The sequence below is a fragment of the Staphylococcus felis genome (assembly GCF_003012915.1).
Classification (GTDB): domain Bacteria; phylum Bacillota; class Bacilli; order Staphylococcales; family Staphylococcaceae; genus Staphylococcus; species Staphylococcus felis.
In genome coordinates this window covers 2,274,194-2,300,128 of sequence record NZ_CP027770.1, presented here as the reverse complement: position 1 = coordinate 2,300,128, position 25,935 = coordinate 2,274,194, and the positions used below count along the sequence as shown (strand labels likewise).

Annotated in this window: 24 protein-coding genes, 1 tRNA gene and 1 pseudogene; 25 read left to right on the top strand and 1 reads right to left on the bottom strand. The window is 36.8% G+C overall.

Annotation, left to right across the window (positions count from 1 at the left end; all coding sequences use genetic code 11):
* Nucleotides 1-191 precede the first annotated feature (191 nt).
* From C7J90_RS10790 to tnpA, 12 genes are all read left to right on the top strand, one after another.
* The gene (locus tag C7J90_RS10790) at nt 192-4,652 is read left to right on the top strand and encodes a phage tail tape measure protein (protein ID WP_103207905.1); all 4,461 of its coding nucleotides are present in this window, start codon (nt 192-194) and stop codon (nt 4,650-4,652) included.
* Nucleotides 4,653-4,666: 14 nt separating this feature from the next.
* Nucleotides 4,667-5,569, top strand: a complete 903-nt coding sequence (locus C7J90_RS10785) for a phage tail domain-containing protein (protein WP_103207903.1) — start codon at nt 4,667-4,669, stop codon at nt 5,567-5,569.
* An 11-nt stretch (nt 5,570-5,580) separates the two neighbouring features.
* On the top strand, nt 5,581-7,050 hold the full coding sequence (locus tag C7J90_RS10780) for a pyocin knob domain-containing protein (RefSeq protein WP_103207902.1): 1,470 nt from the start codon (nt 5,581-5,583) through the stop codon (nt 7,048-7,050).
* On the top strand, nt 7,050-7,367 hold the full coding sequence (locus C7J90_RS10775) for a DUF2977 domain-containing protein (RefSeq protein WP_103207900.1): 318 nt from the start codon (nt 7,050-7,052) through the stop codon (nt 7,365-7,367). Before C7J90_RS10780 ends, C7J90_RS10775 begins: the two co-directional genes overlap by 1 nt.
* A 1-nt stretch (nt 7,368) precedes the next feature.
* Nucleotides 7,369-7,527: a hypothetical protein gene (locus C7J90_RS11915; protein WP_158701925.1), complete on the top strand. Its 159-nt coding sequence runs from the start codon at nt 7,369-7,371 to the stop codon at nt 7,525-7,527.
* Nucleotides 7,528-9,609, top strand: coding sequence for a phage tail spike protein (locus tag C7J90_RS10770; protein WP_103207899.1), 2,082 nt, complete (start codon nt 7,528-7,530; stop codon nt 9,607-9,609). It abuts the gene before it with no gap.
* Nucleotides 9,610-9,835: 226 nt separating this feature from the next.
* Complete coding sequence (locus C7J90_RS10765; RefSeq protein WP_103207897.1) at nt 9,836-10,099, top strand: hypothetical protein; 264 nt, start codon at nt 9,836-9,838, stop codon at nt 10,097-10,099.
* 224 nt (nt 10,100-10,323) lie between these two features.
* The gene (locus C7J90_RS11910) at nt 10,324-10,530 is read left to right on the top strand and encodes a hypothetical protein (RefSeq protein ID WP_158701924.1); all 207 of its coding nucleotides are present in this window, start codon (nt 10,324-10,326) and stop codon (nt 10,528-10,530) included.
* A gap of 27 nt (nt 10,531-10,557) precedes the next feature.
* On the top strand, nt 10,558-10,851 hold the full coding sequence (locus tag C7J90_RS10755; protein WP_103207894.1) for a phage holin: 294 nt from the start codon (nt 10,558-10,560) through the stop codon (nt 10,849-10,851).
* A 12-nt stretch (nt 10,852-10,863) separates the two neighbouring features.
* A complete protein-coding gene (locus C7J90_RS10750; RefSeq protein ID WP_103207893.1) occupies nt 10,864-12,372 on the top strand; it encodes a peptidoglycan DD-metalloendopeptidase family protein in 1,509 nt (502 codons plus the stop codon).
* A gap of 330 nt (nt 12,373-12,702) precedes the next feature.
* Nucleotides 12,703-12,786 (top strand) — tRNA-Leu (locus C7J90_RS10745).
* A 198-nt stretch (nt 12,787-12,984) separates the two neighbouring features.
* On the top strand, nt 12,985-13,443 hold the full coding sequence (gene tnpA, locus C7J90_RS10740) for an IS200/IS605 family transposase (RefSeq protein WP_103207891.1): 459 nt from the start codon (nt 12,985-12,987) through the stop codon (nt 13,441-13,443).
* Nucleotides 13,444-13,701: 258 nt separating this feature from the next.
* On the opposite strand, the pseudogene C7J90_RS10735 reads toward tnpA, so the two are convergent.
* Nucleotides 13,702-13,943 (bottom strand): annotated as a pseudogene (locus C7J90_RS10735) (transposase family protein); the annotation flags it as partial.
* 687 nt (nt 13,944-14,630) lie between these two features.
* On the opposite strand from C7J90_RS10735, the gene C7J90_RS10730 reads away from it, so the two are divergent.
* The 13 genes from C7J90_RS10730 (at nt 14,631) to ppx (ending at nt 25,883) form a co-directional block, all read left to right on the top strand.
* The gene (locus C7J90_RS10730; RefSeq protein ID WP_103207890.1) at nt 14,631-14,927 is read left to right on the top strand and encodes a hypothetical protein; all 297 of its coding nucleotides are present in this window, start codon (nt 14,631-14,633) and stop codon (nt 14,925-14,927) included.
* Nucleotides 14,928-14,968: 41 nt separating this feature from the next.
* Nucleotides 14,969-15,214, top strand: coding sequence for a phospholipase A2 family protein (locus C7J90_RS11905; protein ID WP_142380697.1), 246 nt, complete (start codon nt 14,969-14,971; stop codon nt 15,212-15,214).
* 316 nt (nt 15,215-15,530) lie between these two features.
* Nucleotides 15,531-15,953, top strand: a complete 423-nt coding sequence (locus tag C7J90_RS10720) for a hypothetical protein (RefSeq protein ID WP_103207888.1) — start codon at nt 15,531-15,533, stop codon at nt 15,951-15,953.
* A 146-nt stretch (nt 15,954-16,099) separates the two neighbouring features.
* Nucleotides 16,100-17,158 carry a PTS sugar transporter subunit IIC gene (locus C7J90_RS10715; RefSeq protein ID WP_106465145.1) on the top strand — a complete coding sequence of 353 codons (1,059 nt, stop codon included), beginning with the start codon at nt 16,100-16,102 and terminating at the stop codon, nt 17,156-17,158.
* 153 nt (nt 17,159-17,311) lie between these two features.
* A complete protein-coding gene (locus tag C7J90_RS10710; RefSeq protein WP_103208483.1) occupies nt 17,312-18,766 on the top strand; it encodes an ABC transporter substrate-binding protein/permease in 1,455 nt (484 codons plus the stop codon).
* Entirely contained in the window at nt 18,759-19,481 is a 723-nt protein-coding gene (locus C7J90_RS10705; protein ID WP_103208485.1) for an amino acid ABC transporter ATP-binding protein, read from the top strand. The genes C7J90_RS10710 and C7J90_RS10705 overlap by 8 nt, the downstream gene beginning before the upstream one ends.
* A gap of 301 nt (nt 19,482-19,782) precedes the next feature.
* Complete coding sequence (gene queG, locus C7J90_RS10700; protein ID WP_103208487.1) at nt 19,783-20,910, top strand: tRNA epoxyqueuosine(34) reductase QueG; 1,128 nt, start codon at nt 19,783-19,785, stop codon at nt 20,908-20,910.
* A 2-nt stretch (nt 20,911-20,912) separates the two neighbouring features.
* Nucleotides 20,913-21,383 (top strand): tRNA (uridine(34)/cytosine(34)/5-carboxymethylaminomethyluridine(34)-2'-O)-methyltransferase TrmL, encoded by a 471-nt coding sequence (trmL, locus tag C7J90_RS10695; RefSeq protein ID WP_103208489.1) that lies wholly within the window; start codon nt 20,913-20,915, stop codon nt 21,381-21,383.
* Between the two features lie 123 nt (nt 21,384-21,506).
* Nucleotides 21,507-22,106, top strand: coding sequence for a 6-phosphogluconolactonase (locus C7J90_RS10690; protein WP_103208491.1), 600 nt, complete (start codon nt 21,507-21,509; stop codon nt 22,104-22,106).
* Between the two features lie 17 nt (nt 22,107-22,123).
* On the top strand, nt 22,124-22,276 hold the full coding sequence (locus tag C7J90_RS12015; protein WP_167389000.1) for an SAS053 family DNA gyrase inhibitor: 153 nt from the start codon (nt 22,124-22,126) through the stop codon (nt 22,274-22,276).
* 112 nt (nt 22,277-22,388) lie between these two features.
* A complete protein-coding gene (locus tag C7J90_RS10685) occupies nt 22,389-22,787 on the top strand; it encodes a hypothetical protein (protein ID WP_103208493.1) in 399 nt (132 codons plus the stop codon).
* Between the two features lie 162 nt (nt 22,788-22,949).
* Entirely contained in the window at nt 22,950-24,335 is a 1,386-nt protein-coding gene (fumC, locus tag C7J90_RS10680; RefSeq protein WP_103208495.1) for a class II fumarate hydratase, read from the top strand.
* A 21-nt stretch (nt 24,336-24,356) separates the two neighbouring features.
* Nucleotides 24,357-25,883: an exopolyphosphatase gene (gene ppx, locus C7J90_RS10675; RefSeq protein WP_103208497.1), complete on the top strand. Its 1,527-nt coding sequence runs from the start codon at nt 24,357-24,359 to the stop codon at nt 25,881-25,883.
* Nucleotides 25,884-25,935 lie beyond the last annotated feature (52 nt).

Below are 25,935 nucleotides of genomic sequence, written 5' to 3'. Positions count from 1 at the left end.
AAAAAAGACGGATCTCCGTTATTCCCTCGATTCGATAAATTTTTTAAACGTGAAGACTGGCTAGTACAGGATGACGTCAAGCAACGTAACCCACAAGCTATTGAACGATGGAATCAATCGATTATAAGAGCCGAGAAATTGTTAAACGGAGAGTAAGAGCGAATTAAATTATAACGAAAGGAAGCGAACGCATGGCACAAAAGTATGATATAGCGGCTAGGCTACACGCAGATGCAACGGGTTTTATAGCCTCGTTTAAAGCTGCGGAACAGGCAGTCGAAAGTTTTAATCGTGCCGTATCACGAACTAACGTAACAGCAGCAACGTCTAATTTAGGCGCGTTTCAAACAGCGAATAATAAGTCGGAGGAAGCAGTAGCGAAAAATGTGCGACAACTCGACCGATTTAATAGAACTGCAAGAGGATTCGCTTTAACAGGAATTGCGGGGGCTGCTGCGTTTGGTGCGGCCATGATTGGGTCGCTTAGTGCGTTCTCTTCTTATGAATCGGCTCTTGCGGGGGTTAAGAAAACCGTTAATGCTACGGCTAAAGAGTATCGTGATATGGACTTAGCATTCAGAAAAATGGCGACAAGCATGCCAGCGTCTTACGAAGAAATCGCAAGAGTAGCTGAAGTTGCAGGGCAGTTAGGTGTTGAAAAGGACAGTGTCGTTGAGTTTACAGATACAATGATTCGTTTAGGAGAATCGACTGTGTTATCGGCCGAAGACGCAGCGATGGGTATTCAACGTGTTATGAACGTTATGGGTACAGCCAGCGGAGATGTTGATCGATTCGGCGCTACCTTAGTTGCGTTAGGGAACAACTTCTCAACTAACGAAGATGAGATTCTCGAAATGACTCAACGATTGTCAGGTATGGCGAATCAGATGGGTATGTCGGAAGCTGACGCTATGGCGTTGGCGACTGCGATGTCATCTGTCGGTATTAAAGCCGAAATGGGTGGCTCGGCAATGAGTCGTACCATGGTCAAGATGAATACTGCGTTACAACAAGGCGGTGCAGAAGCACAGAAATGGGCGGACATTATGGGTATGTCTGTCGAAGATGCGTCACGTTTAATGAAAGAAGACGCATATAGCGCATTGCTCAAAATGCTTGAAGGGATGGAGCAAGCGCAGGAAGGCGGTAAGAACTTAGACGACATCCTTAAAGATTTAGGTATTACCGAACTTAGACAAGTCGATACATTAAAGCGTTTAGTTGGTGCAACAGACCAAGTGTCAAACGCCCAAAAAATTGCTAATGGCGCGTGGAAGGAAAATACAGCTTTAATCGAAGAATCGAACAAGAGGTTCGAAACATTCGCTAGTAAAGTACAGATGATGTGGAATCGTGTTAGGAATATATTTGCTAATATGGGCGCCGCTATTGCCGGTTCTAAATCTGAAATAGCAGGTGCACTAGACGGTATTCTACAAAAGATCGAGCAAGTCACTGATAAGTTCATCGATTCAGAGGGGGATGTAACAAGGTTCGGTCAAAAATTCGCAGAAGCCGCTAAAGCCATTGTGGCGGCCTCGGCTGTTGTCGGTTTAGCAGGTGCGGCATTTATGGCTTTCGGTCCAGCCGGAGCAGTTACCGTTGGTGTGGTAGCAGGACTCGGTGCAATAGTTCTTGCCGGTAAGAAGGTAGCCGATTATTTCAACGCTGGACCTTTGGAAAAAGGTATGCGTCAAATTGAACATATTTCAGATGACACTACGCATAAATCTGCATCTAAGTATCTCGAAATGAAAGATAATGTATCGAAATATATGTCGCAACTAAAGATGCAAACTGGAGCAGAAGCAGAACAGACGCGTGGAAAGATTGTTTCCGAGTTCGAAAAGATGGCACAAGAAACGGTAGCAGCACTTGATAAAGAGCAAGCGCAGATGGAAGGCATGATTGAATCATTTATGGAAGGAGCTACCGGTCCGCAGTTAGACGCTTTAAAGAAAGCTAAAACGGAAGTGCAACAACATTATCAAGAAGCAAAGAAACAAGCTATGGACTTCTCGAAAACAATGGCAGATGTCATGAACAATCATATCGATAAAACCGGCCGTATTACGACAGAGGGTATGCGTATGTTCTCACAAGCTGCTAAAGGAATGGATGAGACATTCGGTACAGCACTTGCAAACTCTACTGAAGAGCTATCAAAACTTCAAGCTGGATTTGATGAGATTATAGCGTCAGGGAGTCCGCAACAGATACAAGACTCTCTATCAAAAATGGCTCGAGCAACCATTGATTCGATTAAAGAGGTCAATAAAGGTTATGACGAATATATCAATCAGATAAAAGCAAGTGGGTTAGCGACAGAAGAACAAAACATACTAATAGACTTCGCTAATCAAAAACGAGCCGAAGAAACGAAAGCCCTTATCGAAAACTTGCGAGGTCATGAGAAGCTAGCACGTGAAAAAGATAGTGGTATCGATGCCACAAAAGGATTGATGGCGGAAGAAGAGCGCCTGCTAGAAATCTTGCAAGAAGAAGGTCCAATCGCTAAACAAGCGTTGGAGTCGCTCGGATTGTTAACTGACGGAAAAAGTGATTTAGAAAAATGGAGTAAAAATGCTACAAAAGCATTAGACGAAGAAAATGAAAAACTTCGAAATTCTTCTCTCGAGTATTTAAAGCTAGGAGACACACTCGGTAAAATTCCGGAGAAATATAAGCAGATCGCAGAAGGATCTAAAGAAACAGCCGAAGCAGTCGGAAAAGACTTCGTTACGAAATTCAAAGACGGATTCGAAGGAGTGGATATTACCGGAGTTGGACGTATGAAACTTGACGAGTTTGTCAAAGGTGTTCAAGATGGTTCGTTAAAAGTTAACGATGTTGCTGTTGCACAAATTAATAAAATGCGAGCAGCTCTCGGAAAAGATTCGTTGACACCAGAAGGACGTAAAGCGCTAGAGTCATTCGTAAGTGGAATTAAGAACGGCAGTGAAAGTGTGTCAGCCGTTGCTAAACAACTTGGGCTAAGCCTTAAAGACGGAGCTACAGTAGATTTAGGTCCAAAAGGTAAGGTAACAACAGAATCATTTGTAAAAGGTTTGCAAGATGGATCATACGGAATAGCAGAATTTTCAGCGATGCTTGAACAACGTCTACAAGAAATGGCGAAAAAAGATTTAACGGCAATCGGTCAAGAGGATATGTCTACTTTATCAGCAGGATTAAACGCTGGATTACTGTCGGTAAATGAAGTCGGAACAATGCTTGAGTCTAGTCTTAAAACGAACTCGCAAGTCGATCTAACAGAAGAAGGGCGCAAATCTATACAGACGCTTTTAAATGGTTTGAAAAACGGAAGTGTGTCAGTTCCGGAATTTTTATCCGAATATAAACAAATACTTAAAACGCAATCCAAAGCGGATTTGACCCCAGAAGGTACTGAAACGATGAACACGTTTAGCAACGGATTGCAAACAGGTGCTGGACCGGTAAAAGAAACGGCTAATCAAACGAAGCTAGGAGTCGAAACAGCCTTATCGTCAACAACTGATGGTGGTGGCGGTAACAAGGCCGGTATGATGATGAACGATGGATTAGCAATGCTTAATCCGTTTGTTGCCGAAACAGCTAACGGAATTAGTACAGCAACAGAAACTAATCTCGCTAATACGACTGATGGTGGAGGCGGAAATAAAGCCGGAAGTACATTCAATCAAGGATTAGGATCGTTCTTAGCTTACATCTTACAAACTGGAAACTCTATCGTTACTGGGACGTCAACAACGCTAGGAAGTGCGACAGATGGTGGCGGAGGCGTTAAAGCTGGTTCAGAGATGAATAGTGGATTACTCGGATTCTTAGGTCGTATTACTGGAACGGCAAACATCATCAAAGGCGGAACACAAAACACACTCGGATCAACTACCGATGGCGGAGGCGGAAATAAGTCAGGCTCGCAATTTAATCGTGGATTGTCTGGTAATGTCGGTCCGATAAAAAGTACCTCGAATAATATCAAATCTGGAACGCAATCAATACTCGGTAGCGCTACAGATGGTGGCGGTGGTAATAGAGCCGGAAGTCAATTCGTTTCAGGTCTTGGAAGTAATTCAGGTGCAGCGAGAAGTGCTGGAAGCAACGTCGCTAGCTCTGGTAAAGGCGGATTAGGCAGTATAGGTGGGACATTCGGTTTAGGACAAAACTTCGGGCAAGGCTTCGTTAACGGTATTGCATCGATGGTAGGAGCGGCTGTAAGAGCTGCTAGTAGTTTAGCAAGTGCAGCGTTAGGAGCAATCAGAAGAGCGCAAAGGTCGGCTTCTCCTTCAAAAGAAACGAGAAAACTCGGCGGAGACTTTGGCGACGGATACTGGCTCGGGGTTGAACGTAAGAAAAAAGAAGCTATGAAAGCCTCTGCTTCGCTTGCTTCTACTTCTTTAGAAGCGTTTGAAAAAGCGCTAGGTAAAAACCCTTTCGATTTAGGTGCGGTAGCAGACATGCGACAAAATATGCACGCGCTTAGACCGCAGATGAATAAATTAGTTACGAATAACTTATCGATAGATGTTCCGAGAACACGTATGAAGCTAGACGTTAATGTTCATGCGGATCAAGAATGGATTAGAGCAGACGTCAATGAGGGGAATGCCATTGATGAACGATTGAACTATATGGGGAGATAACGGAGGATTAAACGATGGATGTTGAAATCGTAAAAAAAGATGGAAGTAAGTATCGATTATCTGACTACGGAGTCGTTTATGACTTCGTTGTCAGCTCAATTACGATAGAAAACTACACCGAAAGAATCGAGGGACGAAGCGGTCTAGTTGATTACGGAGCAGATTATGGAGTACGTCGAATCAAAATTCCGATGAAGTTCAAGAATTTCGATTTACATGATTACGCTCACTTACGTGATGAGGTGTATGGGATACTAACAGATACAGAATCATACTATATTCGTGAAATGAGGCGTCCTAGACGGCTTGAATACGAGTTTGTGGATTTCGGGCAAGCACCGAAGTATAAAGCACAGACAGACAATAACTATGTTGACGGAAAACAATATCTCGTGAGAATGAAAAATGAATTAGAACCGGAGCAATTGTATGACGGTGGAGAAATTGAGATCGAGTTTGAGACGACGGAACTACCATTTGCAAAAACAATTTATACGACGTTAGATCTAAGCAATCGTGATTTTGTAGATAGTGCGGAAATGTTTGGTTTGACCGATGGTATAAACGATGAAATGAGGCGTTATAGTCACACCACTAATACTTTCTCTATCTGGAACGGGGGTAATGTAGAAGTCACACCGGAAGAGTTTCCGTTAGAGATAACGTTTTTAGGGGCAAGTTCAAGTGGTAACGCAACTGTCACAAACTTAACGACTGGAGATAAGTTCATATATAAAGACGCCATAACAAATAAGAAATTAACTATCGATGGAGTCCATGTTTTAGTAGAAAAGACGAACAGAACAAGAAACTCTAATCGTAACTTCCTATCGTTAGTTCCCGGAGAAAATGTAATATCGATAAAAAACTTAAATTTCAATTCCGTTAACATAAACTTTAATTTTTACTATAAATAGGAGTGTTGAGAATGTCTAGGAAAACTATCGGAAGTATTTGGAACAGGGATAATAGGGCTAATATAGAACATAATTTCGAAGAGTTGTACGGGGAACTTCCGAAAATAGAAGGAAGATTGCTAGAGCAGACTTGGGAGCGTACAAAAGAATCTAATACGATTAAAATGCTAGAACCCGTGGAGACATTTAATCAATTGCCGGACAATGCGAAAATTAGGTCGCTTGTAGCTGTTTTAGATGAACAAACTGTATATACATTTACCGAATCAGGATGGCAACCATTTAACAAAATTGATTTAGATCCTTTTTCTCCATTCAAAAAAGAACTTGAAGATTTAATTAGTGAGTATAATTCCCGAGCAGAATCTATACTCTCGAATGCCGAAGAAAGTAATTCCAGTACTTTAGGTCGTTTACAAAGCCTTACGGAAGAATTTAACGAGCAATACCAAAATAAGGCAAGAGAATTAGAAAATCTTGCGGATAGCGGTGTCGCAAAAATTGACGAAGCTAAAGCAGCAGCTATCGAAGAGTTTGAGGCTGTTAAGGGTTCGGACACAGATGAATGGCAAAAATCTAAGCTTACTTTAGATAACGGAACAACCCTTTACAGGGCAAACGTTGATTTTAATAATCCTGACGATACATTGACAGGAACGGGGTTTTACTACGTTGTTGGAACGAACCTTCCCGTAGGAGTAAATAGATACGGTTTTGTGGTTATGATTAAGCGATCAGACAGCACAGCGAGATTGTCTTATCATCCTTACAATAGCACAGACGTATACGTTAAATTAAAACCTGAAAACTCAACGTGGGGAGAATGGCAGAAAGCTGCTATAACTCCGAAAGATGCAGAAGAATGGCAGAAGCATAAACTTACTGACGAAGAAGGTGGGATAGCCACATTCTCACAAGTTGATTTAGCCGATACTACTTATTTAGACGGCCTAAAAACAGGGTTTTATTATTTAACTAACACTCAAAATATCCCTGCTGGAGCAACTAGCAGAAGTGGTTTTTTGTCAGTATTCATTCGTGAATCGGAGGTAGTGAAACGTTTTGAATATCGCCCTTACAATTCCGGTCAGATTTTTTACAGATACTTCTACAATGATTGGCAAGAGTGGATTCCTGCAGATGGAACACAGGTTGAATTATTTAAAGGAAGTGTTTCGACTGAAAACGCAACTATTAACCTCTCGGACGATCCTCAAAAGTATTCCTATCTTATCATCTATATCAATCATTTTGGGGGAGACGACACTGTTTTAGTCGGAATTATTAAGGATTACTTTGTTATACGCTCATTCAACTTAGGAAATAACGGAAGAGGAGCATCTTTAATAGAAACTTCTGTAGATATTGACGGAAATAACCCTAAAAAACTAATTCTAAGAGATTCTATAAGAGTAGAGTCTGATACAGCAACCGGCCAAAATTATGTGCCTAAAATACTCAAAATAGTGGGGGTTAAATAATGGAAGAAAGAGACCTATTGAAGATTAAGTTGAACGATTCTAATGAAATCGAAGCATATGCAATAATAGGAGATTTGGACGGATCGATTCCGATTCAAATGGAAAAAATGCCTGATGATTTTGTCGATAATTTCCAACCGTCATACTATGTTTATAATAATGGCGAGATATTAAAAAACGAATCATACAAAGAGGAAGATTACGACTACAAAGAAACGCCTCCTCGATTCACTATATTGCAGAATATGATTATGCAACAATCGGAGCAGATACTAGCACTGCAATCCGAATTAAATACAGTGAAAGGGGTCGAATAAAATGAAAGATATTTTTTACGAGAGTAACGTAAAAATGATGATTTTATTTTTCGAAGCAGGAATGGATCCGAAGCACTTTGTCGAAAAAGGGGCGATAGAGGAACACGTTTATCAGCAATACAAACAGTTATACTTTAGAGGATTCGAAGGAGGAGCGTAGATGTCCGACATTGTCTTACGAAATTTAATAGGCGATGAGTTTATCGTTTCAGCTCCATCACAGCAAACATTAGAGTTAAACGGTAATCAATCGGTACAGCTCACAATTTCGCCAAATAAAGTAAACGATATATTTATAAACGAAATTGACACGATGTGGGAAGTGGATTATTACGGAGACACTTACAAAATAGTCTACGCTAAAAAACAATCGAAAGGACACTCGTTTTACATCGATGTAAGAGCGGTTCATAAAGCATTAGACGTGCTCGATACAACTAGAACATATGAGCGTTTTGACGGGTCTCTTACTTCCGATAAAGGATTTGAAAAAGTATTTTCCGATACCAGATACTCTTTTGTATTGCTTGATACATTTAACGCAATAGAAATAGAAGGATTTGGGGACGGGGAAACTCGGCTTGAGTCGTTCAAAAGACTTCTCGACAGATTTGGAGCGGAGTTTTACATTTCAGGCACAACGTTTTACATCAAAAAATATATCGGAAGAGACACATCATTTGAGTACCGATATAAATTAAACGCCTCTAACGTTCAGGAAGAAACTGACGGTACATCGACATATACTTACGTAAAAGGCTTCGGAGATTACCCTGACAATGATGAGCGCTCTGTTATTAAAAAGGCGAAAATAAAGATGGAATATGAATCTCCTTTAGCTAAAATATTAGGACGTAGACATGCACCGATGGTAGCGAAAGGATCGTATAAGAAACGGTCTACTGTTCAAAAAGCTATGAAAGAAGTTATCGACAATAGCGTTACAATTTCGGTAAGTGCCGATGTCAAAGACTTACGTAAGCAGGGGTATCCCTACGCACAACCGGAGTTAGGAGACAGAGTTTTTATCAATGATAGCCGCATCGGGCTAAATCAGGAAGTACGGATCGTTAATATAGTTATTGAACGTTATTCTAATGGCAATGTCCGAAATATTAACTTGACTTTTGGCAATAAAAGACTCGGTAGAAGATACGCTAGTCGGTTATCATCAGCAGTTGCGAGCTTAAATGCACTTCTCGACGGCACTCTCGAATTGCAGTTCGACGTTTTAGATCAGCGGTCAAAAGAAATGTTACGAAAAATAATGTCGGTTGATACGGAACTAACGTTAGAAAATGGTATTTATGCAGTCGATAAAAATAATCCTAATAATGTTGTCGGTCTAAATAGCGCTGGATGGTTTATCTCGAAAGATGGAGGTAATACAGCGGAAGTTATTGCTACATCTGACGGAATTACTGCTAATGCTATTACAAGCGGTACTATCGATTCTATCAGAATCAGAGGGACGGAAATCCGTGGAGGAAAAATATACGGAACTGACATCTACGGTAGTACTGTTACAGGAGGGACGTTATATACTGACGCCGATAACGATCATTATATATCACTAAAAGGGAGCGAACTTATATCTCGGGGGATACAAAGGCGCGAGTGGTTCGGCAAGAAGTCTAATGACCGTATTAGAGCGATGATTTATGACGGACAGTTCAGGGTACGTAACGACGATAAAGATTGGTCTGTATACTATTCAGACATGGGAATTTCAACTCAATGGGACGGTTCAGGCGATTACATCAAAGAAGGAACATCGGGAGCAATCGAGTTCCATAGCCGAAGATATTCAGACGGAAATTATTCGGGATTGACGTTATATTCCGACACTAGAGTTGCTCTTGAAACAAATGGAGGTCGAATATACCTCAATCCTAAAGGAGCAAACGTCCATGTGGCAGATGCACGCAATAATTACTATGGCATTAGCGCATCTGCATTTAGTCAATCATCCGAAAGAAGTTTAAAACGAGATATAGTATCGTTTAAAGGAAACGGCAGTGACATTGTAAGAAGCTTGAAGATAAGAGAGTACAAACGTTTGTCTGGTGGAGAGAAAACGGTAAATGATCAATGGCAAATCGGCTTAATTGTAGACGAAGCACCACGTGAAGTTTTAGCTAACGGAAGCAGCATAGATATTTACAGTTACACAAACGTAATTGCTAAAGCGTTGCAAGAAGTTATTTCCAAAATAGACGAATTAGAGAATAGAGGCTCGTAAAACACAAACAAGGAGGCTTTGTATGGACAATAATCTAGTAGTTAACCCGACGGATTACCAAATACTGTACGAAATATACCGACAAAGACTGCTCGAAGAACTGGATCGGAGTGCGTTATTACAATTGCAGTTTGAGAAGTGTGCACTAAAGGTCGAAGAACTCGAACAGGAAATAGAAAATTTAACATCCGATGATTAGTCAGTCGAAAAGAAAGGCGGTCGCAGCGTGATTAAACGGCTTATAACCGAAGTAGAGAATCAAATATATAAAGCGTTATTCAACTACATCGACACGCAGATAGACGAGTTAAAAGACAGAGTAATAAAGCTCGAAGATACTGATCGCCAAGTTACGCAAGATTTATCGAAAGTAAAGACGGTAATAGACTCGGACACAGAAACAAGAAAGACGATTAAAAAGACAGCTGTTTCTACAATAGTTACAGGGATTATCGGATTTATACTTTATAAACTCGGATTAAAAATTTAATAGAACGGAGGTGCGAAAGTTTGAGACGACCAAAGAAATCGGAAATAATATTGCTATTTATATTATTCGGAATTGGGCTAACGTTGCTAGTAGACCCCAAATTATTCTCGATACCAAATGGAGCGATACAGGAAGGTAGTATAAACGTATTTAAAAGCCAACGTAATTTAATGTGGGTATCTTTCGCCTTAGGCACGGCGGTGTTTGCTTCGTTCTATGTTCGATTGACAAACGTCAGTATCGTAATCTTAATCCTTAGTTTTGCGTACTTAGCGATATTAACAACTAGCGCTATCGTAAATTATCCGAACTTGCTCACAGTTTTTATGGTTGGTGTACTAGCGTTTATATTGCACGATATTTTTCAAATGATAGATGAAAGCGAAGAACGTAAACGGCAAAAGATTTTAAATAAATACGACGCCAAATAAAACGAAATTTAAACGGAGGTAGATTTAATGTTACCGAAAGACACAGGAACATGGATTAGATTATCGTTGTTAATTTTAGCTTTAGTAAACCAAGTTTTAGCAGCGAAAGGACTTAGCCCATTACCTATTGAAGAAGGACAAGTTGAAAATTTAGTTTCATCGGCAGTAACTATTGTAGTTGGTTTTTTAGCGTACTACAAAAATAACAATCACACGGAAGAAGCACGCATAGGAACAAAAGTAGGACGTGAAATGAAGCGTCAGATTAAGAACGGGGAAGATACGGTTGAAATTGAAAAAGAGCGTGCAGTACGTGGATAGGGGGAGGCCTGCATGAAAACAGCGATAGATTATTTAACGTCTAAAGGTTGGAAAATATCCTCCGATCCTAGAACTTACGATAATTATCCGAATAATTATGGTTATCGGAACTACACAGAAAAAGGCATTAACTATGATGCATTCTGCGGAGGTTACCATCGGGCTTTCGATTTATACAGTAACGATACAAATGATGTACCGGCAGTTACTAGCGGCACTGTCATAACCTCCGAAACTCACGGTAATTTCGGAGGAACTATCGAGATTAGAGACGCAAACGGAAATGATTGGATATATGGGCATTTACAACGACACTCTCTTCGTTTTATTAAAGGGGACAAGGTAAAACAAGGAGATGTTGTCGGTCTACAAGGGTCGTCAAACTATTACGACAATCCAATGGCAGTACATCTTCACTTACAACTGCGTCCTAAGGGAACGGACTTATTAAATGAGAAAAAAGAGATTTGTTCTGGTATACCAATCGAAAAATATGACATCACAAAGCTCGGCCAAGATGTCGATAAATCTGAAAACGGAGGTAGTGACGATTTGAAGCATATTTACTCTAACCACATTAACGGTAATAAGATAACGTTACCAAAGCAATCTATTTCGGGGGTTGTTATACACAATGACTACGGAAGTAAAACGCCGTCACAGTATTTGCCTTGGCTATACTCGCGCGAACAAAACGGAACTCACGTTAACGGCTTTGCAAGTGTGTATGTAAACCGAAATGAAGTATTATGGTATCATCCGACAAATTATATTGAGTGGCACTGTGCTAATTTTTGGGCGAATAGCAACTTAATCGGATTTGAAGTGTGTGAGAGCTATCCGGGGCACATAAGTGATGAGAAGTTTATCGAAAATGAAGAGGCGACTTTAAAGACAGCTGCAGCAGTTATGAAGTCGTATAAGTTACCAGTAAATAGAAATACGGTAAGATTGCATCGTCAATACTTTGCTACGTCATGTCCTCATCGTTCTTGGGACATTCACGTTGGAGTAGGAGCTCCAAACACAGCTGCTAATCGTAATAAATTAGTCGATTATTTCATCAAACGAATCAAACACTACTACGATGGTGGCGAGATTCCAAAGATCGACGATAAGATTGTGAAAACAGTTAAGCCGGAACATGTTGAGAAAAAAGTAGAAAAACATAAGCGTGAAGCGGAAAAACCGCAAACTAACTGGAAACGTAATAAATACGGATCTTGGTGGAAGAACGAAAAAGCAACGTTTATAAACGGAAATGAACCAATCCAAGCGTGGTACGTCGGTCCGTTTTTAACTCCGGGAAATCAAGCCGGTAAACTTCCGGCGGGGGCTACGATAGAGTATGACGAAGTGATAAAACAATCGGGATACGTTTGGGTAGCGTATGATAGCTACGAAGGAGATAGAGTATATCTTCCGATTAGAACGTGGAATCCTTACACGAACGAAGTGGGTCCGCTTTGGGGAAAATTAAATAACCTAAAAGCGTCTATATATAATGGTAGAAAGTCGTAAAACTATGCGATTTTCAACAGTGTACATCCGTGTACAATTCGAATAAATCATAGCGAACACCAATCGCTAAAATAAGGCATCGGGGAAAAGTATTTCTCGGTGTCTTATTGCGTGTTCATCAGATTAAAAATCCCGTGCGAAATTGTCGAATCACAAGCAAAAGAAATTCAAGCTAAATACGAACAATACGCATTTTATAGATGAAAACTATTGACGTATTTTAATACCCGTAATATAATACATACATGCGCTTTTGTCGTACATTTTCGTAATCCCGTGAAGTGTATACGAATCTTTGGCGTAATAAATCGGTATAAATACCGTCATTAAGCCGGTGTGGCGGAATTGGCAGACGCGCGGGACTCAAAATCCCGTGTCTTTACAGACGTGTCGGTTCGACCCCGACCACCGGTATCAAATAAAGCCTCTAAACGTTGTGTTTAGGGGCTTTTATTTTAATTAATGACTTCAGTCAGTTGAGCACGTAAAACGTGCGAAACAATAAACCACCTGCTATGCGGGTGGGCAACAAAAGTTATACTAAAAAAATCCCTGCTTAGCGTTATAATTAAGGTGTTCAAGCCAAATTAATAACGAAAGTAGGGATTTGTTATGGCTAATAAAGCCAAGAGTTTAGCACATACAAAATGGATTTGTAAATACCATATTGTATTTACTCCAAAGTATAGAAGAAAAATCATATACAATCAACACAGCCCATCAATTATTGAAATTATAAAGTTATTGTGCAAATACAAAGGTGTGGAGATTATAGAAGGACATATGATGCCAGATCATGTACATCTATTAGTGAGCATCCCACCCAAAATAAGCGTTTCAAGCTTTATGAGGTATTTAAAAGGTAAAAGCGCTTTGATGATATTTGATAGACATGCAAATTTGAAATATAAATTTGGAAATCGTCACTTTTGGGCAGAAGGATATTATGTAAGTACAGTTGGATTAAATGAAGCCACAATAAAAAAATATATACAGAACCAAGAAAAACACGATAAAGCGATTGATAAGTTGAGCGTAAGAGAATATGAAGACCCTTTTAAGGGTTATTGAAGTTAGTCAAAAGCCTCTTTAGAGGCTAGCTAAAGAGACAATGGCATTTTGGCTTGAGCATGAAATGAAAAAGCCAGCGCCTTTAGACGCTAGCCGGTAAAGCGGGCTTATAGCCCAAGAGCAAACCACCCGTTTTACGGGTGATCCTGATTCTTTGTCAACGTGGTTGGTGAGACGATAACGCATTAAGCAACGCTATTTTGTTGTTTAATGCGTTTTTTATATTCACTTACAAATCACCTTAGAAATCGTTTAGGATGTTTCAGCTGTAAAAGTTTGATTACAAGCTTTACAGTAAAACCGCTGTTTCTTCAAATTTAAATATGCAGGCCTTTCAAAAATTAATCCCATATAAACTTTCGTTTTACGAAGGCCATGTTTAATAATTAAATGGGTATCATTTTGAATTCCACAACACATACAAAAACTGGGAGTATATGTTAATTGACCTTGTATAGTAATGCCTTTACGTTTTTATGTACATGTAGCCCTATTGTTTTATCATTTCGTTTTGTTCTTGGATTGTTTTAAATGGTTGTCATTTCACAAAGCCACGTCCTTTGGGTATTCTTGGGTTAAGCAAGTGGCATGGTATCTTACAATAATTAGTTATACATTATATATCGTAGAACTTAAGTTCGATTAATGCAATGTTATTTGGCTCTTATAGTAAATGATAAAGTGAATTCAATGTCTGTTACACAAGGATATTAGTTATAAACTTTTCTCACATAATGAAAAGTTATAACTTTTTAAGAATTAAAGTGAAGTCTGTATTAACCTTTGATATGATTTATTTAGATTTGTAAAATAACATTAAAAAAATTTACAATCTTAATATGACATAAATAATGTAGAACAAAATTTATATTGATATTAGGTGGTGATTTTTTGAGGAAAATAATGTATGGCTTACATGTATTGAATAATGTACTGTTGTTAATACTATTATTTGTGCCAGTTCCAAATTTTAATTATGAGGGCGGAGATGTTATGGGTTTATATATCAAAACTTCTTCAATACTATTAATTGCATCAGCCATTTTATGCTTGATTAATAAAAGAAATTTAAAGACTTGGCTGATTAGTTTGTCCCTGTCATTAGTTAGTTTATTAATAGTTCTACCAATTTTGTTTTTCTTCTTGTTTTTTGGAATACCGCCAAAGTAAAGGATAGGAGTTTTTTTATGAAAAAATCTTTTTTTAAATTAATAGCTTTATTAATGTTGTTAAACATGTCAGTGTCTCCCTTTATTGCTCAAGCTGAAGAGGTAACTGCAAACTCCGACAAAACCATTGAAGTAAATGAAAATAGCTCAACTGACGAAATTATTGAAAAGTATGCAGAAACAGGTAGGTTTTACGAATCATATATGATGTCTGACAGTTTTGGGTTTAAGGCAAATGAAGAAAAAATGCAAAACGATAATTTAAGCGAAGAAGATAAAGAAGCTATAAGAGAGTATACGGTAAAAATGAATTAGGAGAAAAACCTAGTCATAGTCTTTTGAGAGCTAAGTTACCGATGTATCATGGTAACTACTGTGGGAAAGGTAATAATGGTGGAAAACCGATAGATAGGTTAGATGCAGCTTGTAAAGCTCATGATGAATGTTATGCAAAACATGGTTGGGGAAAATGTAATTGTGATACACCGTTCATTGCAAAAGCAGTAAAAATTGCCCAAAATAAGAAATATAGCAAAAAATATCGTAACAAAGCGAGAAATGCTGCTATTCTGTTTGCTACTGCTTATGCAAGATGTAAATAGTTTTAAAAGGATGTGCTTAGTAACTCTAAGTGCACCTTTTATTGGCTCTATATTTTTAACGGTCGGTGATATATTCAGGCTCTTTGCAAATCGGACTGGTGAGTAAACATACAGAGGTTGAGCAGCGTAAAGTTGCTTAACCTCTTTTTTGAAATTAGCTGTAAAAAGTTACGTGCATAAAGTAATAGATTTATCCTATTTAGGATCAATGATTTACTTTTTAATCCTAAATAATATAGAGCTTTAATCAAATCATTTAGTAAAACTGTATCTTTTGTTAGGAAAGGTCATTAAATATAATCGAAGGAATGATAATATGAAGTGTAAATATATAACATTAAAGGATAATGCGTATGCGTATAGTCAGTCGTCTTTATCTGTTGTGCTCAGGAATTCATTAGTTGAAGAGGGTGAGCGAATCTATTATTTTGATGTTTTCATTACAGTTGAAAATATAAAATATAAGTTAAAAATAGCCTTATTTGATAGTGATTTTGACAATTTGAAGGGGGTTAAATATGACACTCCAATATCAGAATACTATTTTATTGAGCCTGACTTTCATTTGACTGTTCTTCATTTTGGTGATGAGGATTTGGTGGTATATGTTAACATTGATTCTGGTCTAAGGTATGCGAATGTAGCTACAGAGTCGGGGCTCGCTATTAAACTTAATGTGACAAAAGATAAGTTTGATCATTTTATCAATCAACTTTTATCTATAAATGATGCATATTAGCGTATTATACGTACAAATAAATATTTTAATATCTGACAAGATTATTCATTGTCTTTTCCTATTTAGACAATATAGTTTAATATGTTATTGTTTCTGGATTATATCTATATTATTATTAGTATAATATATTGAGGAGGAAGACGAACTTGGTGAAAAACGAACAAAAAAAAGCGTCCTTTTTGAGTGTGATTTTAAATGCAGTGGGTGCCGGAGTTGTTATCGCATTATTACCAAATGCGCTGTTAGGAGAATTACTTAAATTTTTTAAAAATGGTAATGAATTTTTAGAACTGATCTTTCAACTTGTCATCACCATACAATCGTTTATGGCATTTATCATTGGCGCATTAGCAGCATATCATTTAAAAATATCTGGCCCTGGCATCATGTTTGTCGGAACGGCAACTATGTTAGGTTCAGGAGCTGTTAAGTTTCAAGATAATATCATTATATTGCAAGGTATTGGTGACATTATCAATGTGATGTTGACTGTTAGCCTTTCTTGTGGATTATATTTATTGCTTAAAGGTAAATTTGGTTCTTTAGAGATGATTGTATTGCCTGTTATCATACCAATCATAGGTGGAGGAATCGGTCTAATGACATTACCCTATGTCAGTCGCATTACGCAAACACTAGGGCATATTATACACACGTTTACAGAACTTAATCCATTATTAATGAGTATACTGATTGCAGTCGTTTTTGCGTTGTTAATGGTTACCCCTATTTCTTTAGTTGCGATTGCTACAGCGATTTCATTAACTGGCTTAGGAAGTGGTGCGGCCAATATGGGAATTGTTGCAGCGTGTGTTACCTTTTTATTTGGTTCAATGCGTGTTAATCAAGTAGGTGTCAATGTTGTTTTGTTAATTGGGGCAGCTAAAATGATGATACCTGTATATTTAAAACACCCTATTATTGCAGTTCCTCTTATGATAAATGGAATTGTAGCAGGGTTTGTAGCTTATTTTGTAAATATTCAAGGTACACCGATGTCGGCTGGTTTTGGTTATACAGGTTTTGTTGGACCTATTAATGCATTTAATAGAATGGATGGGGATCCTTTTATCAATATTCTTCTACTCCTACTTGCATATTTTATTATTCCATTTACAGTAGGTTTTTTTGTCCATACATTTACAAAACGCATTATCCCAAATTATACAGATCAAATATACCGTTTTGAAATTGAACAAAGCTAAGGGTATTTAAGATTGAGATGAGCATATGTTGAAAAGGCATTTTTAGGCTTTTTCTTACAAGACATGCTGTCATATCTCAATCTTTTTTTATTCAGTATTGCATAATATTGCAATAAAATGTATAATAATGTAAAATCGAAAGGGGGATATTGCATGGTCAAAGTGATTGCACAAAGTTTTATAGTAATATGTGTATTGTTAAGCTCTATTTTCACGTATGACAACCAGGTTCATGCGTCTACAGATCAGTGGGAGAAAATTAAAGAAAGGGGTGAACTTAGAGTCGGGCTATCAGCAGATTATGCACCGATGGAGTTTGAAAGAACGGTAAAAGGAAAAAGGGAATATGCAGGAATAGATATTGAAATTGCGAAAAAAATTGCTAAAGATCATAATGTGCAATTAAAAATTGTGAACATGCAATTCGATAGTTTATTAGGTGCTTTGAAGACTGGAAAGATTGATATGATTATCTCAGGCATGACACCAACAGCAGAAAGAAAAAAGGAAGTTGATTTTTCAGATAACTATATGACAGTGGAACAAAAAGTAGTCATTCGAAAAGTGGATAAACAGAAGTATCAGTCTCTTGAAGATTTAGCAAATAAACGAATCGGCGCACAAAAACAAACAACCCAAGAAGAATTAGCCCAAACGGAAATTGAGGGAGCTGATGTACAATCACTAACACGTTTGCCTGAAGTCATTCTATCGTTAAAAAGTAATAAAATTGATGCGATGGTGATGGACAGCGCGGTTGGAAAAGCATATTTACAACAAAATAAAGACCTTACTTTTTCAGATGCTTCATTTGCAGATTCTGAAAAACAGACAGCGATAGCCTTGCCTAAAGAGTCACCTGAACTGATGGATAGAGTTAACGGATCTATCAAAGAAATTAAAAATCAAAACTTATTAGCTCAATATGAAAAGAACGCTGCTGATGCGATGCAAAATGATGGCAACTTTATTTCGAAGTATGGTTCATTTTTTGTGACTGGCTTAAAAAATACAATATTGATTTCAATCATAGGTGTCGCTTTTGGAGCGATTTTTGGTTCATTTTTTGCGTTAATGAAAATTGGTTCGATTCGAATTTTAAAATGGTTTTCAACGATTTATATAGAATTTTTGAGAGGAACGCCATTACTTGTACAAGTCTTTTTAGTTTATTTTGGTACAACAGCAGTATTAGGTTGGGATATATCAGCATTCATATGTGGAGCGATTGCATTAGTCATTAACTGTTCAGCTTATATTGCTGAAATTATACGTGCGGGCATTAATGCTGTAGATAAGGGACAAACCGAAGCAGCACGAAGCTTAGGCTTAAATTATAGACAAACTATGCGCCACGTCATTATGCCTCAAGCAATAAAAAATATATTGCCGGCGTTGGGGAATGAATTTGTGACAGTGATTAAAGAATCGTCCATTATATCTGTAATTGGTGTGAGTGAAATAATGTTTAATGCGCAAGTGGTACAAGGTGCCTCATTTGATCCTTTTACACCGTTAATCATTGCTGCAATATTATATTTTATATTGACCTTTACTTTATCGCGTATCATGAATTACTTTGAAGGGAGATTGAAGGCCAGTGATTAAAATTGATAATTTATATAAATCTTATGGTGATAACGATGTCTTAAGGGGCATTGAAATGGAAGTTCAAAAAGAGGAAGTAGTAGCTATAATAGGGCCTTCTGGGAGTGGAAAGAGTACATTACTCAGGTGCCTTAATCTTCTTGAAACACCAACAAGTGGTAGCATTATATTTGAAGGACAAGATATCACTTCGAAACATATTAAAATTGATATGTTAAGACAAAATATGGGAATGGTATTCCAAAATTTTAATTTATTTCCACATAAGCGAGTCATTGACAACATCATACTAGCACCGAAATTGTTAAATAAAGGTCAAAAAGAGTTACTTAAACATCAGGCTATAGAATTATTAGACAAAGTAGGTTTAAAGGATAAAGCAGAAACATATCCCAATCAATTATCTGGAGGACAAAAACAAAGGGTTGCAATTGCAAGAGCTTTGGCTATGAATCCCGATGTCCTATTGTTTGATGAGCCTACTTCTGCATTAGATCCTGAAGTTGTTGGAGAGGTACTGAATGTGATGAAAAAATTAGCATCTGAGGGAATGACAATGATCGTTGTCACCCATGAGATGGACTTTGCAAAGAATGTAAGTGATCATGTTGTATTTATGGCAGATGGTATAGTTGTAGAAGAAGGTGATCCAAAAGATATCTTTAATAACCCTCAACAGGATAGAACGAAAAATTTTCTTAAACGTGTACTATAAATGATGAATACGGAAATATGAAGGTAAGGCGCTGTTTGATTGTTGAGAGTAGAGGCATACGATATTTCTATTTGTGAAACAATAAACAGTATTTCAAAAAATACTAGGATATAAATACATGATGTTTCAAACTATGAAAGTCATTGTGAAGCAACTTTGACTTTAAAGTCCTACTATTGCTTTTGATCCAACTTCATATTTCTGTTTTCTGTTTTCAAATATGCACAAATCTTTATACATCATCACCCTGTCATTCTAAAATATGATAAAATAATGTGGTGACTTTAAAGAGGTGTCTTTAATGGATGTGAAAGTTTTAAAAAAAGAAGTAATTGAATATGCTTATACTATTGGGATTGACAGTATTGGCTTTACAACTGCAGATCCATTTGATGAATTAAAGCAAAAGCTTAAAGCGTATCATAGTAAAGGGTATGCTTCAGGCTTTGAGGAATCGGATATTAATTTGAGAACAGAACCTAAATTATCATTGCCAACAGCCCGCTCAATTATTGCTATTGCAGTGGGATATCCTAATAAATTAAAAAATGCTCCTAAAAGTACGAAAGGTGATCGGCGTGGTATGTTTGCTCGCGCTTCTTGGGGTCAAGATTATCATACTATTATGCGAAAAAGATTAGATTTATTAGGACAATTCATTCAATCTAAGGTTCCTGACGTTGAGATAATGTCTATGGTTGATACGGGAGTTTTATCAGATCGTGCAGTTGCAGAAAGAGCAGGATTAGGTTTTACAGGTCGTAATGGGTTTATTATAAGTCCTGAGCTTGGTACGTGGACATACCTAGGTGAGATGTTAGTGAGCATTCCATTTCCTCCAGATGATCCATTAATGGATAGTTGTGGTGATTGTACGATATGTGTTGATCGATGTCCAACGGGTGCTCTAGTTGGAAATGGTCAGCTCAATAGTCAAAAATGTATTAGTTTCCTTACTCAGACTAAAGGTTATTTACAAGATGAATATCGCTACAAAATAGGTAACCGTTTATATGGCTGTGATACGTGTCAACAAGTTTGCCCTAAAAATAAAGGAATTAATACTGAACAAGACGATATCATTTTAGAGCCCGATATTTTAAAACCGCGATTAATTCCGTTATTGCAAATGAATAACAAAACATTTAAAAACACATTTGGTCATTTGGCAGGGGCATGGCGAGGTAAAAAGCCAATACAACGAAATGCTATTATTGCTCTGGCGCACTTCAAAGAAATGACAGCTATTCCAACTTTAAAAGAAGTTGCAGAACATGATCCTCGCCCAATGATTAGAGGCACTGCATTTTGGGCTATTGGACAAATTGATGGTGAAAACCAACAAGACTATTTATTGAGGCATTTTGAAAATGAAATTGAAGAAGTTCGTCATGAAATTATTAAAGGATTAGAAATGGAGAGAATCTAATTATGACAATCAATGTAGTGTTATATCAACCTGAGATTCCAGCAAATACTGGAAATATTGCACGTACTTGTGCAGCAACGGATACGAAGTTACATCTTATTCGACCATTAGGCTTTAGTACTGATGATAAAATGTTAAGACGTGCGGGCTTGGACTATTGGCAGTATGTCGATATTACATATTATGATAGTATCGAAGCGTTTTTTGAACAAACGGATGGGACATATTATCTATTAACTAAATTTGGATCTAAAACGCATACATCACAAGACTTCACAGATACAAATGAAAATCATTATTTTATTTTCGGTAAAGAAACAACTGGCTTGCCAGGTTGGGTTAAGGATAAGTACGAAAATACAGCTTTAAGAATTCCAATGAATGATAACGTTCGTGCTTTAAACCTATCAAATACGGCCGCGATTTTAATATATGAGGCGTTACGTCAACAAAATTATCCTGGGTTGTCATAATAAGTGTGATATTCAGGGAAAATGATTGATATTGCTAAGTGTAATGTTTTAAAATCGATTTGATGAGGGTATGTATGTAATAATATAAAAGATTAATAAGCATAATAAGAGGAGTGTAAGGATATGGCAATGAATTTTAAAATTTTTAAAGATGCAGATACAGCAGCGCTTTATACAGCTGATATTATTAGAAAACAATTTAATAATAATCCGACTACAATCGCAGGTATTCACTTAAATAATGAAGATGCGCCAGTACTAGAAGCGTTGAAAAAAAGCGTTGATGATCATGCGGTAGATTTTAGCCAAATTCATATTTTAGATTACGATAAAAAAACATCTTACTATAAAGCTTTAGGTGTGCCAGAAAAACAAGTGCATGAAATTGCAGAAGAAGAGCAAGTGGAGAGTTTTATCGAGCACCATGCTAAAACAAAAAATAATAAAGGTAAATTAACGCTTCAAGTTGTGACAATAGATCAAAAAGGTTATCTTGGTGTAGGGATGAAAGAAGGTATACTCCCTGCTCGTGAAATTATTTTAGTTATCACTGGTGACTACAAAGCAGATTTAGTAAAAAAACTATATGAAGAAAATGGGAATACAAGTTTTATCCCATCGACACTTAAACAGCATAGAATGGTCAATGTGGTTTTAGATGAAGCTGCTGCACAAGGGCTACCTGAAGATGTCCGTTCGTATTTCACTTCATTATATGCTTAAGAAAGAAGGTCATACAAATGTATCAAGACAAAAAAGATTATGATAATGAAATGGTCGATGGTTTTGACGATATGGTAGAACTTGGTAAGGAGATGGAACAAATTTCTGAAGAAAATGACCAAGAAAAGCTCAATCAAGACCATAATCAAGCAGTGCGTTCTGATAAATGATAATATTAAAGGCTGAGCTATATGTCTGATTAGGAGCTCAGCTTTTTATTATCATCAATTGTGAAATTAAGAAAAATTAAATGAAATTCATAATAAAAGAAAGGACTTACTTATGAAATTAAGTCATTATTGGGTTGTCTTCATTATCATATCATTTATTATTAATATTTTATCTATCAAAGGATTTCCACTAGCTTTAGGCACACTTTATTTACCGGTACTTTTTAAAGTTGTACAACTTCAACTCAATCTTTCAAATGGATTGGTTAGTGAAGATGTTACAGCACAAACCTTTATCCAAAGTAACCAAAAAGGTATCGTTATTAGTGTGATTTGTTGTATTGCGATAACTGTTGCATTGTATATATATTTAGATGATTTCTACAACCAGTTAACAGGGTTTTTAGGAAGTTTAATTATATTGAGTCCTGTTACTTTGGGCATTGGGCTGATATTGTACATACTATCTGCAATAAGTGTCGTTCAGGCAGTAAAATTAAAATATCAGTAGCGCAACCTATTTTGTTTGATTTATCAATTTGATAATTGAAACAAATAGGTTTTTTTATTTTAGATGGACATATCGTGCTTAAGGCAATTGAATGAATATTTCGTTTAATGATATAATTTAATTGAAGAAAGTCATAACCATAAAAAAGGGGAGCGAATGAATATGTCAGTAAGAATTGAACATGATACATTTGGTGAAATTGAGGTACCGGCTGATAAATATTGGGGTGCTCAAACGCAAAGAAGTAAACAAAATTTTCCTGTTGGTAAAGAGAAAATGCCAATTGAAGTCATTTATGGATTTGCTCAACTTAAGCGTGGTGCCGCTTTAGCTAACCATGAATTAGGTCAATTAAGTGATATGAAAAAAGATGCAATCGTATATGCATGTGACAAAATTTTAAAAGGGGAACTTGATACACACTTTCCTTTAGTTGTATGGCAAACAGGTAGTGGAACGCAAAGTAATATGAATGTCAATGAGGTTGTGAGTTATGTTGCGAATACTTACTTGAAAGAACATCATAGTGATGAACATATTCATCCTAATGATGATGTTAACAAATCACAAAGTTCAAATGATACGTTTCCAACTGCAATGCATGTAGCACTTTATCAAGAAGTTGTCACTCAATTAGAGCCAGCATTAAAACGTTTGCGTGATACTTTCTATCAAAAAGAGAATGCATATCAAGATATTATTAAAATTGGTAGAACACATTTGCAAGATGCAACACCTATAACTTTAGGTCAAGAAATAAGTGGTTGGCGCCATATGCTTGACGTTTGTGAATCATTGTTAAACGACTCTAAGAAACATATTCTTAACCTTGCAATTGGAGGTACAGCAGTTGGCACTGGTATCAATGCTCATCCTGAATTTGGGGATAAAGTAGCAAAGTATATAGCAGAGAATACAGGTTATCCTTTTGTATCGTCTAAAAACAAATTTCACGCATTAACAGCACACGATGAAGTTGTACAATTACATGGTAGTTTGAAAGCTTTAGCTGGTGATTTGATGAAGATTGCTAATGATATTAGATGGCTCGCTTCAGGCCCTCGTGCAGGCTTAGCAGAAATTTCAATTCCTGAAAATGAACCTGGCTCATCTATAATGCCTGGTAAAGTGAACCCTACACAATGCGAAATGTTAACAATGGTAGCTGTTCAAGTTATGGGAAATGATTCAGTTGTTGGTTTCTCAAGTTCACAAGGGAATTTTGAATTAAATGTATTTAAGCCAGTGATTTTGCATAATACATTACAATCAATTTACTTATTAGCAGATGGTATGAATACATTTAATGATAATTGTGCTGTAGGTATTGAGCCAATTGAAGCACATATTGATAATTATTTAAATCAATCATTAATGTTAGTCACTGCACTTAATCCACATATAGGCTATGAAAATGCGGCATCAATAGCCAAAAAAGCGCATAAAGAAGGATTGACATTAAAAGAAGCAGCTATTCAGTCTGGCCATTTAACTGAAGCACAATTTGATGAGTGGATTAAACCTGAAAATATGGTACATCCTAAATAGTCGAGGAGGTACACGACGCAAATGGAAAGAAATGGGTTAATAGATATTGGTTCGAATACAATTAGACTCGTCATATTTGAGTTTGAGATGAATACAGGATTAAATGAAATTCAAAATATTAAAACACCCGCGAGACTGAGCCAATATTTAACAGAAAAGCAGCAAATGACTGAGGAAGGAATAGGAACGCTCATTGAAGCATTACACAGCTTTAAAAAAGTTGCCGACAACTTTAACGTTAGCCGGTTGTATCCTATTGCCACTGCTGCAATTCGTCAATCTAATAATAGTCAAGAAATTATCAAGCGTGTAAAAAAAGAAGTTGGTTTGGATATTGAAATTATTCCAGAAAAAGATGAGGCATTTTACGGTTCTTATGCTGTGACACATACGACGAGTGTTCAAGACGGTATAACCGTTGATATAGGTGGAGGATCAACAGAGCTAACGTATTTTAATGAAAAGAATATTAAAGAAGCGATTAGTTTTCCATTTGGAGTTGTCACATTAAAAGAAAAGTTTTTTAAAAATAAAGAGCATAATGATAAAGATGCAATGAAAGAAATGGAAAAGTTTTTGAAAGAGGCATTTACAAAAGTGAATTGGCTTGAAAATAAACAAATAAAGCTTATTGGAATTGGTGGTTCAGCACGAAATTGTGCACGTATTCATCAATCTTTGTATCACTATCCGATTGCAGGCGTACATGGTTATACCATGACAAAAAAAGATTTAAAAGGCGTTTTAAATGTTCTTAAGAAATCAGATCGGGATGACTTAAATAACTTAGACGGATTAAGTCGTGATCGCGCTGACATTATATTACCTGCTGTCACTGTATTTAATGTGTTATTTGAAATAATGGATGCAGAAGCCTTTACTTTTTCTCGAAAAGGGATACGTGAAGGGTTTATCATGAACCAAATTGCCAAAAATTATCCAAAAGAATTTAGAAAAAATCATGTTTTGGAAGATGCATTACGTCACCTTGCAAATGAATACAAAATTGAGCCAACTGGTGCGAAACAAAGAGTTAAGTTAACAAAGTCATTGCTTGATCAATTAATGGATCAGCAAAAAGTGGATATAGATGAAAAATTGAAGGTATTATTTATCCAAGCGGCGTACTTGTATTATTTAGGTAAATTTATTGATTCTGACTCTAGTTCGCAACATACGTACTACATCATTGCCAATTCAAGCATTAACGGGCTCACACATAAAGACCGTGTAAGATTAGCGTTATTAGCGAGTTTTAAAAATAAGACATTATTAAAACTATATAGTGATGAAACAGGATGGTTTACTGAAGATGAATTAAGTGATATTCAAACATTAGGTGGCATCATTAAGTTTGCGAATGCAATGAATATATCAAACACCAACGTAGTGGATGATGTTGAGCTACGAAAAGAAAAAAATGGCTATCAATTATCGGTGTTTTATCATGGTGAACCGATTGCTGAAGAGTATCAGTCCAATCGCCAAAAAAAGCATATTGAAAAAGTAATTAAAGAAAATCTGACAATTCATTTTACAAAATCTTAACAAGAAAACTACTCAATTATTATAAATATATATGTTACGCTATTACTATTCA

Bases quoted from the DNA above. Each gene is read 5' to 3' on its own strand.
- C7J90_RS10790 (WP_103207905.1), top strand. From the start codon at position 192: ATGGCACAAAAGTATGATATAGCGGCTAGGCTACACGCAGATGCAACG.
- C7J90_RS10785 (WP_103207903.1), top strand. From the start codon at position 4,667: ATGGATGTTGAAATCGTAAAAAAAGATGGAAGTAAGTATCGATTATCT.
- C7J90_RS10780 (WP_103207902.1), top strand. From the start codon at position 5,581: ATGTCTAGGAAAACTATCGGAAGTATTTGGAACAGGGATAATAGGGCT.
- C7J90_RS10775 (WP_103207900.1), top strand. From the start codon at position 7,050: ATGGAAGAAAGAGACCTATTGAAGATTAAGTTGAACGATTCTAATGAA.
- C7J90_RS11915 (WP_158701925.1), top strand. From the start codon at position 7,369: ATGAAAGATATTTTTTACGAGAGTAACGTAAAAATGATGATTTTATTT.
- C7J90_RS10770 (WP_103207899.1), top strand. From the start codon at position 7,528: ATGTCCGACATTGTCTTACGAAATTTAATAGGCGATGAGTTTATCGTT.
- C7J90_RS10755 (WP_103207894.1), top strand. From the start codon at position 10,558: ATGTTACCGAAAGACACAGGAACATGGATTAGATTATCGTTGTTAATT.
- C7J90_RS10750 (WP_103207893.1), top strand. From the start codon at position 10,864: ATGAAAACAGCGATAGATTATTTAACGTCTAAAGGTTGGAAAATATCC.
- tnpA (WP_103207891.1), top strand. From the start codon at position 12,985: ATGGCTAATAAAGCCAAGAGTTTAGCACATACAAAATGGATTTGTAAA.
- C7J90_RS10730 (WP_103207890.1), top strand. From the start codon at position 14,631: ATGAAAAAATCTTTTTTTAAATTAATAGCTTTATTAATGTTGTTAAAC.
- C7J90_RS11905 (WP_142380697.1), top strand. From the start codon at position 14,969: ATGTATCATGGTAACTACTGTGGGAAAGGTAATAATGGTGGAAAACCG.
- C7J90_RS10720 (WP_103207888.1), top strand. From the start codon at position 15,531: ATGAAGTGTAAATATATAACATTAAAGGATAATGCGTATGCGTATAGT.
- C7J90_RS10710 (WP_103208483.1), top strand. From the start codon at position 17,312: ATGGTCAAAGTGATTGCACAAAGTTTTATAGTAATATGTGTATTGTTA.
- queG (WP_103208487.1), top strand. From the start codon at position 19,783: ATGGATGTGAAAGTTTTAAAAAAAGAAGTAATTGAATATGCTTATACT.
- trmL (WP_103208489.1), top strand. From the start codon at position 20,913: ATGACAATCAATGTAGTGTTATATCAACCTGAGATTCCAGCAAATACT.
- C7J90_RS10690 (WP_103208491.1), top strand. From the start codon at position 21,507: ATGGCAATGAATTTTAAAATTTTTAAAGATGCAGATACAGCAGCGCTT.
- C7J90_RS12015 (WP_167389000.1), top strand. From the start codon at position 22,124: ATGTATCAAGACAAAAAAGATTATGATAATGAAATGGTCGATGGTTTT.
- C7J90_RS10685 (WP_103208493.1), top strand. From the start codon at position 22,389: ATGAAATTAAGTCATTATTGGGTTGTCTTCATTATCATATCATTTATT.
- fumC (WP_103208495.1), top strand. From the start codon at position 22,950: ATGTCAGTAAGAATTGAACATGATACATTTGGTGAAATTGAGGTACCG.
- ppx (WP_103208497.1), top strand. From the start codon at position 24,357: ATGGAAAGAAATGGGTTAATAGATATTGGTTCGAATACAATTAGACTC.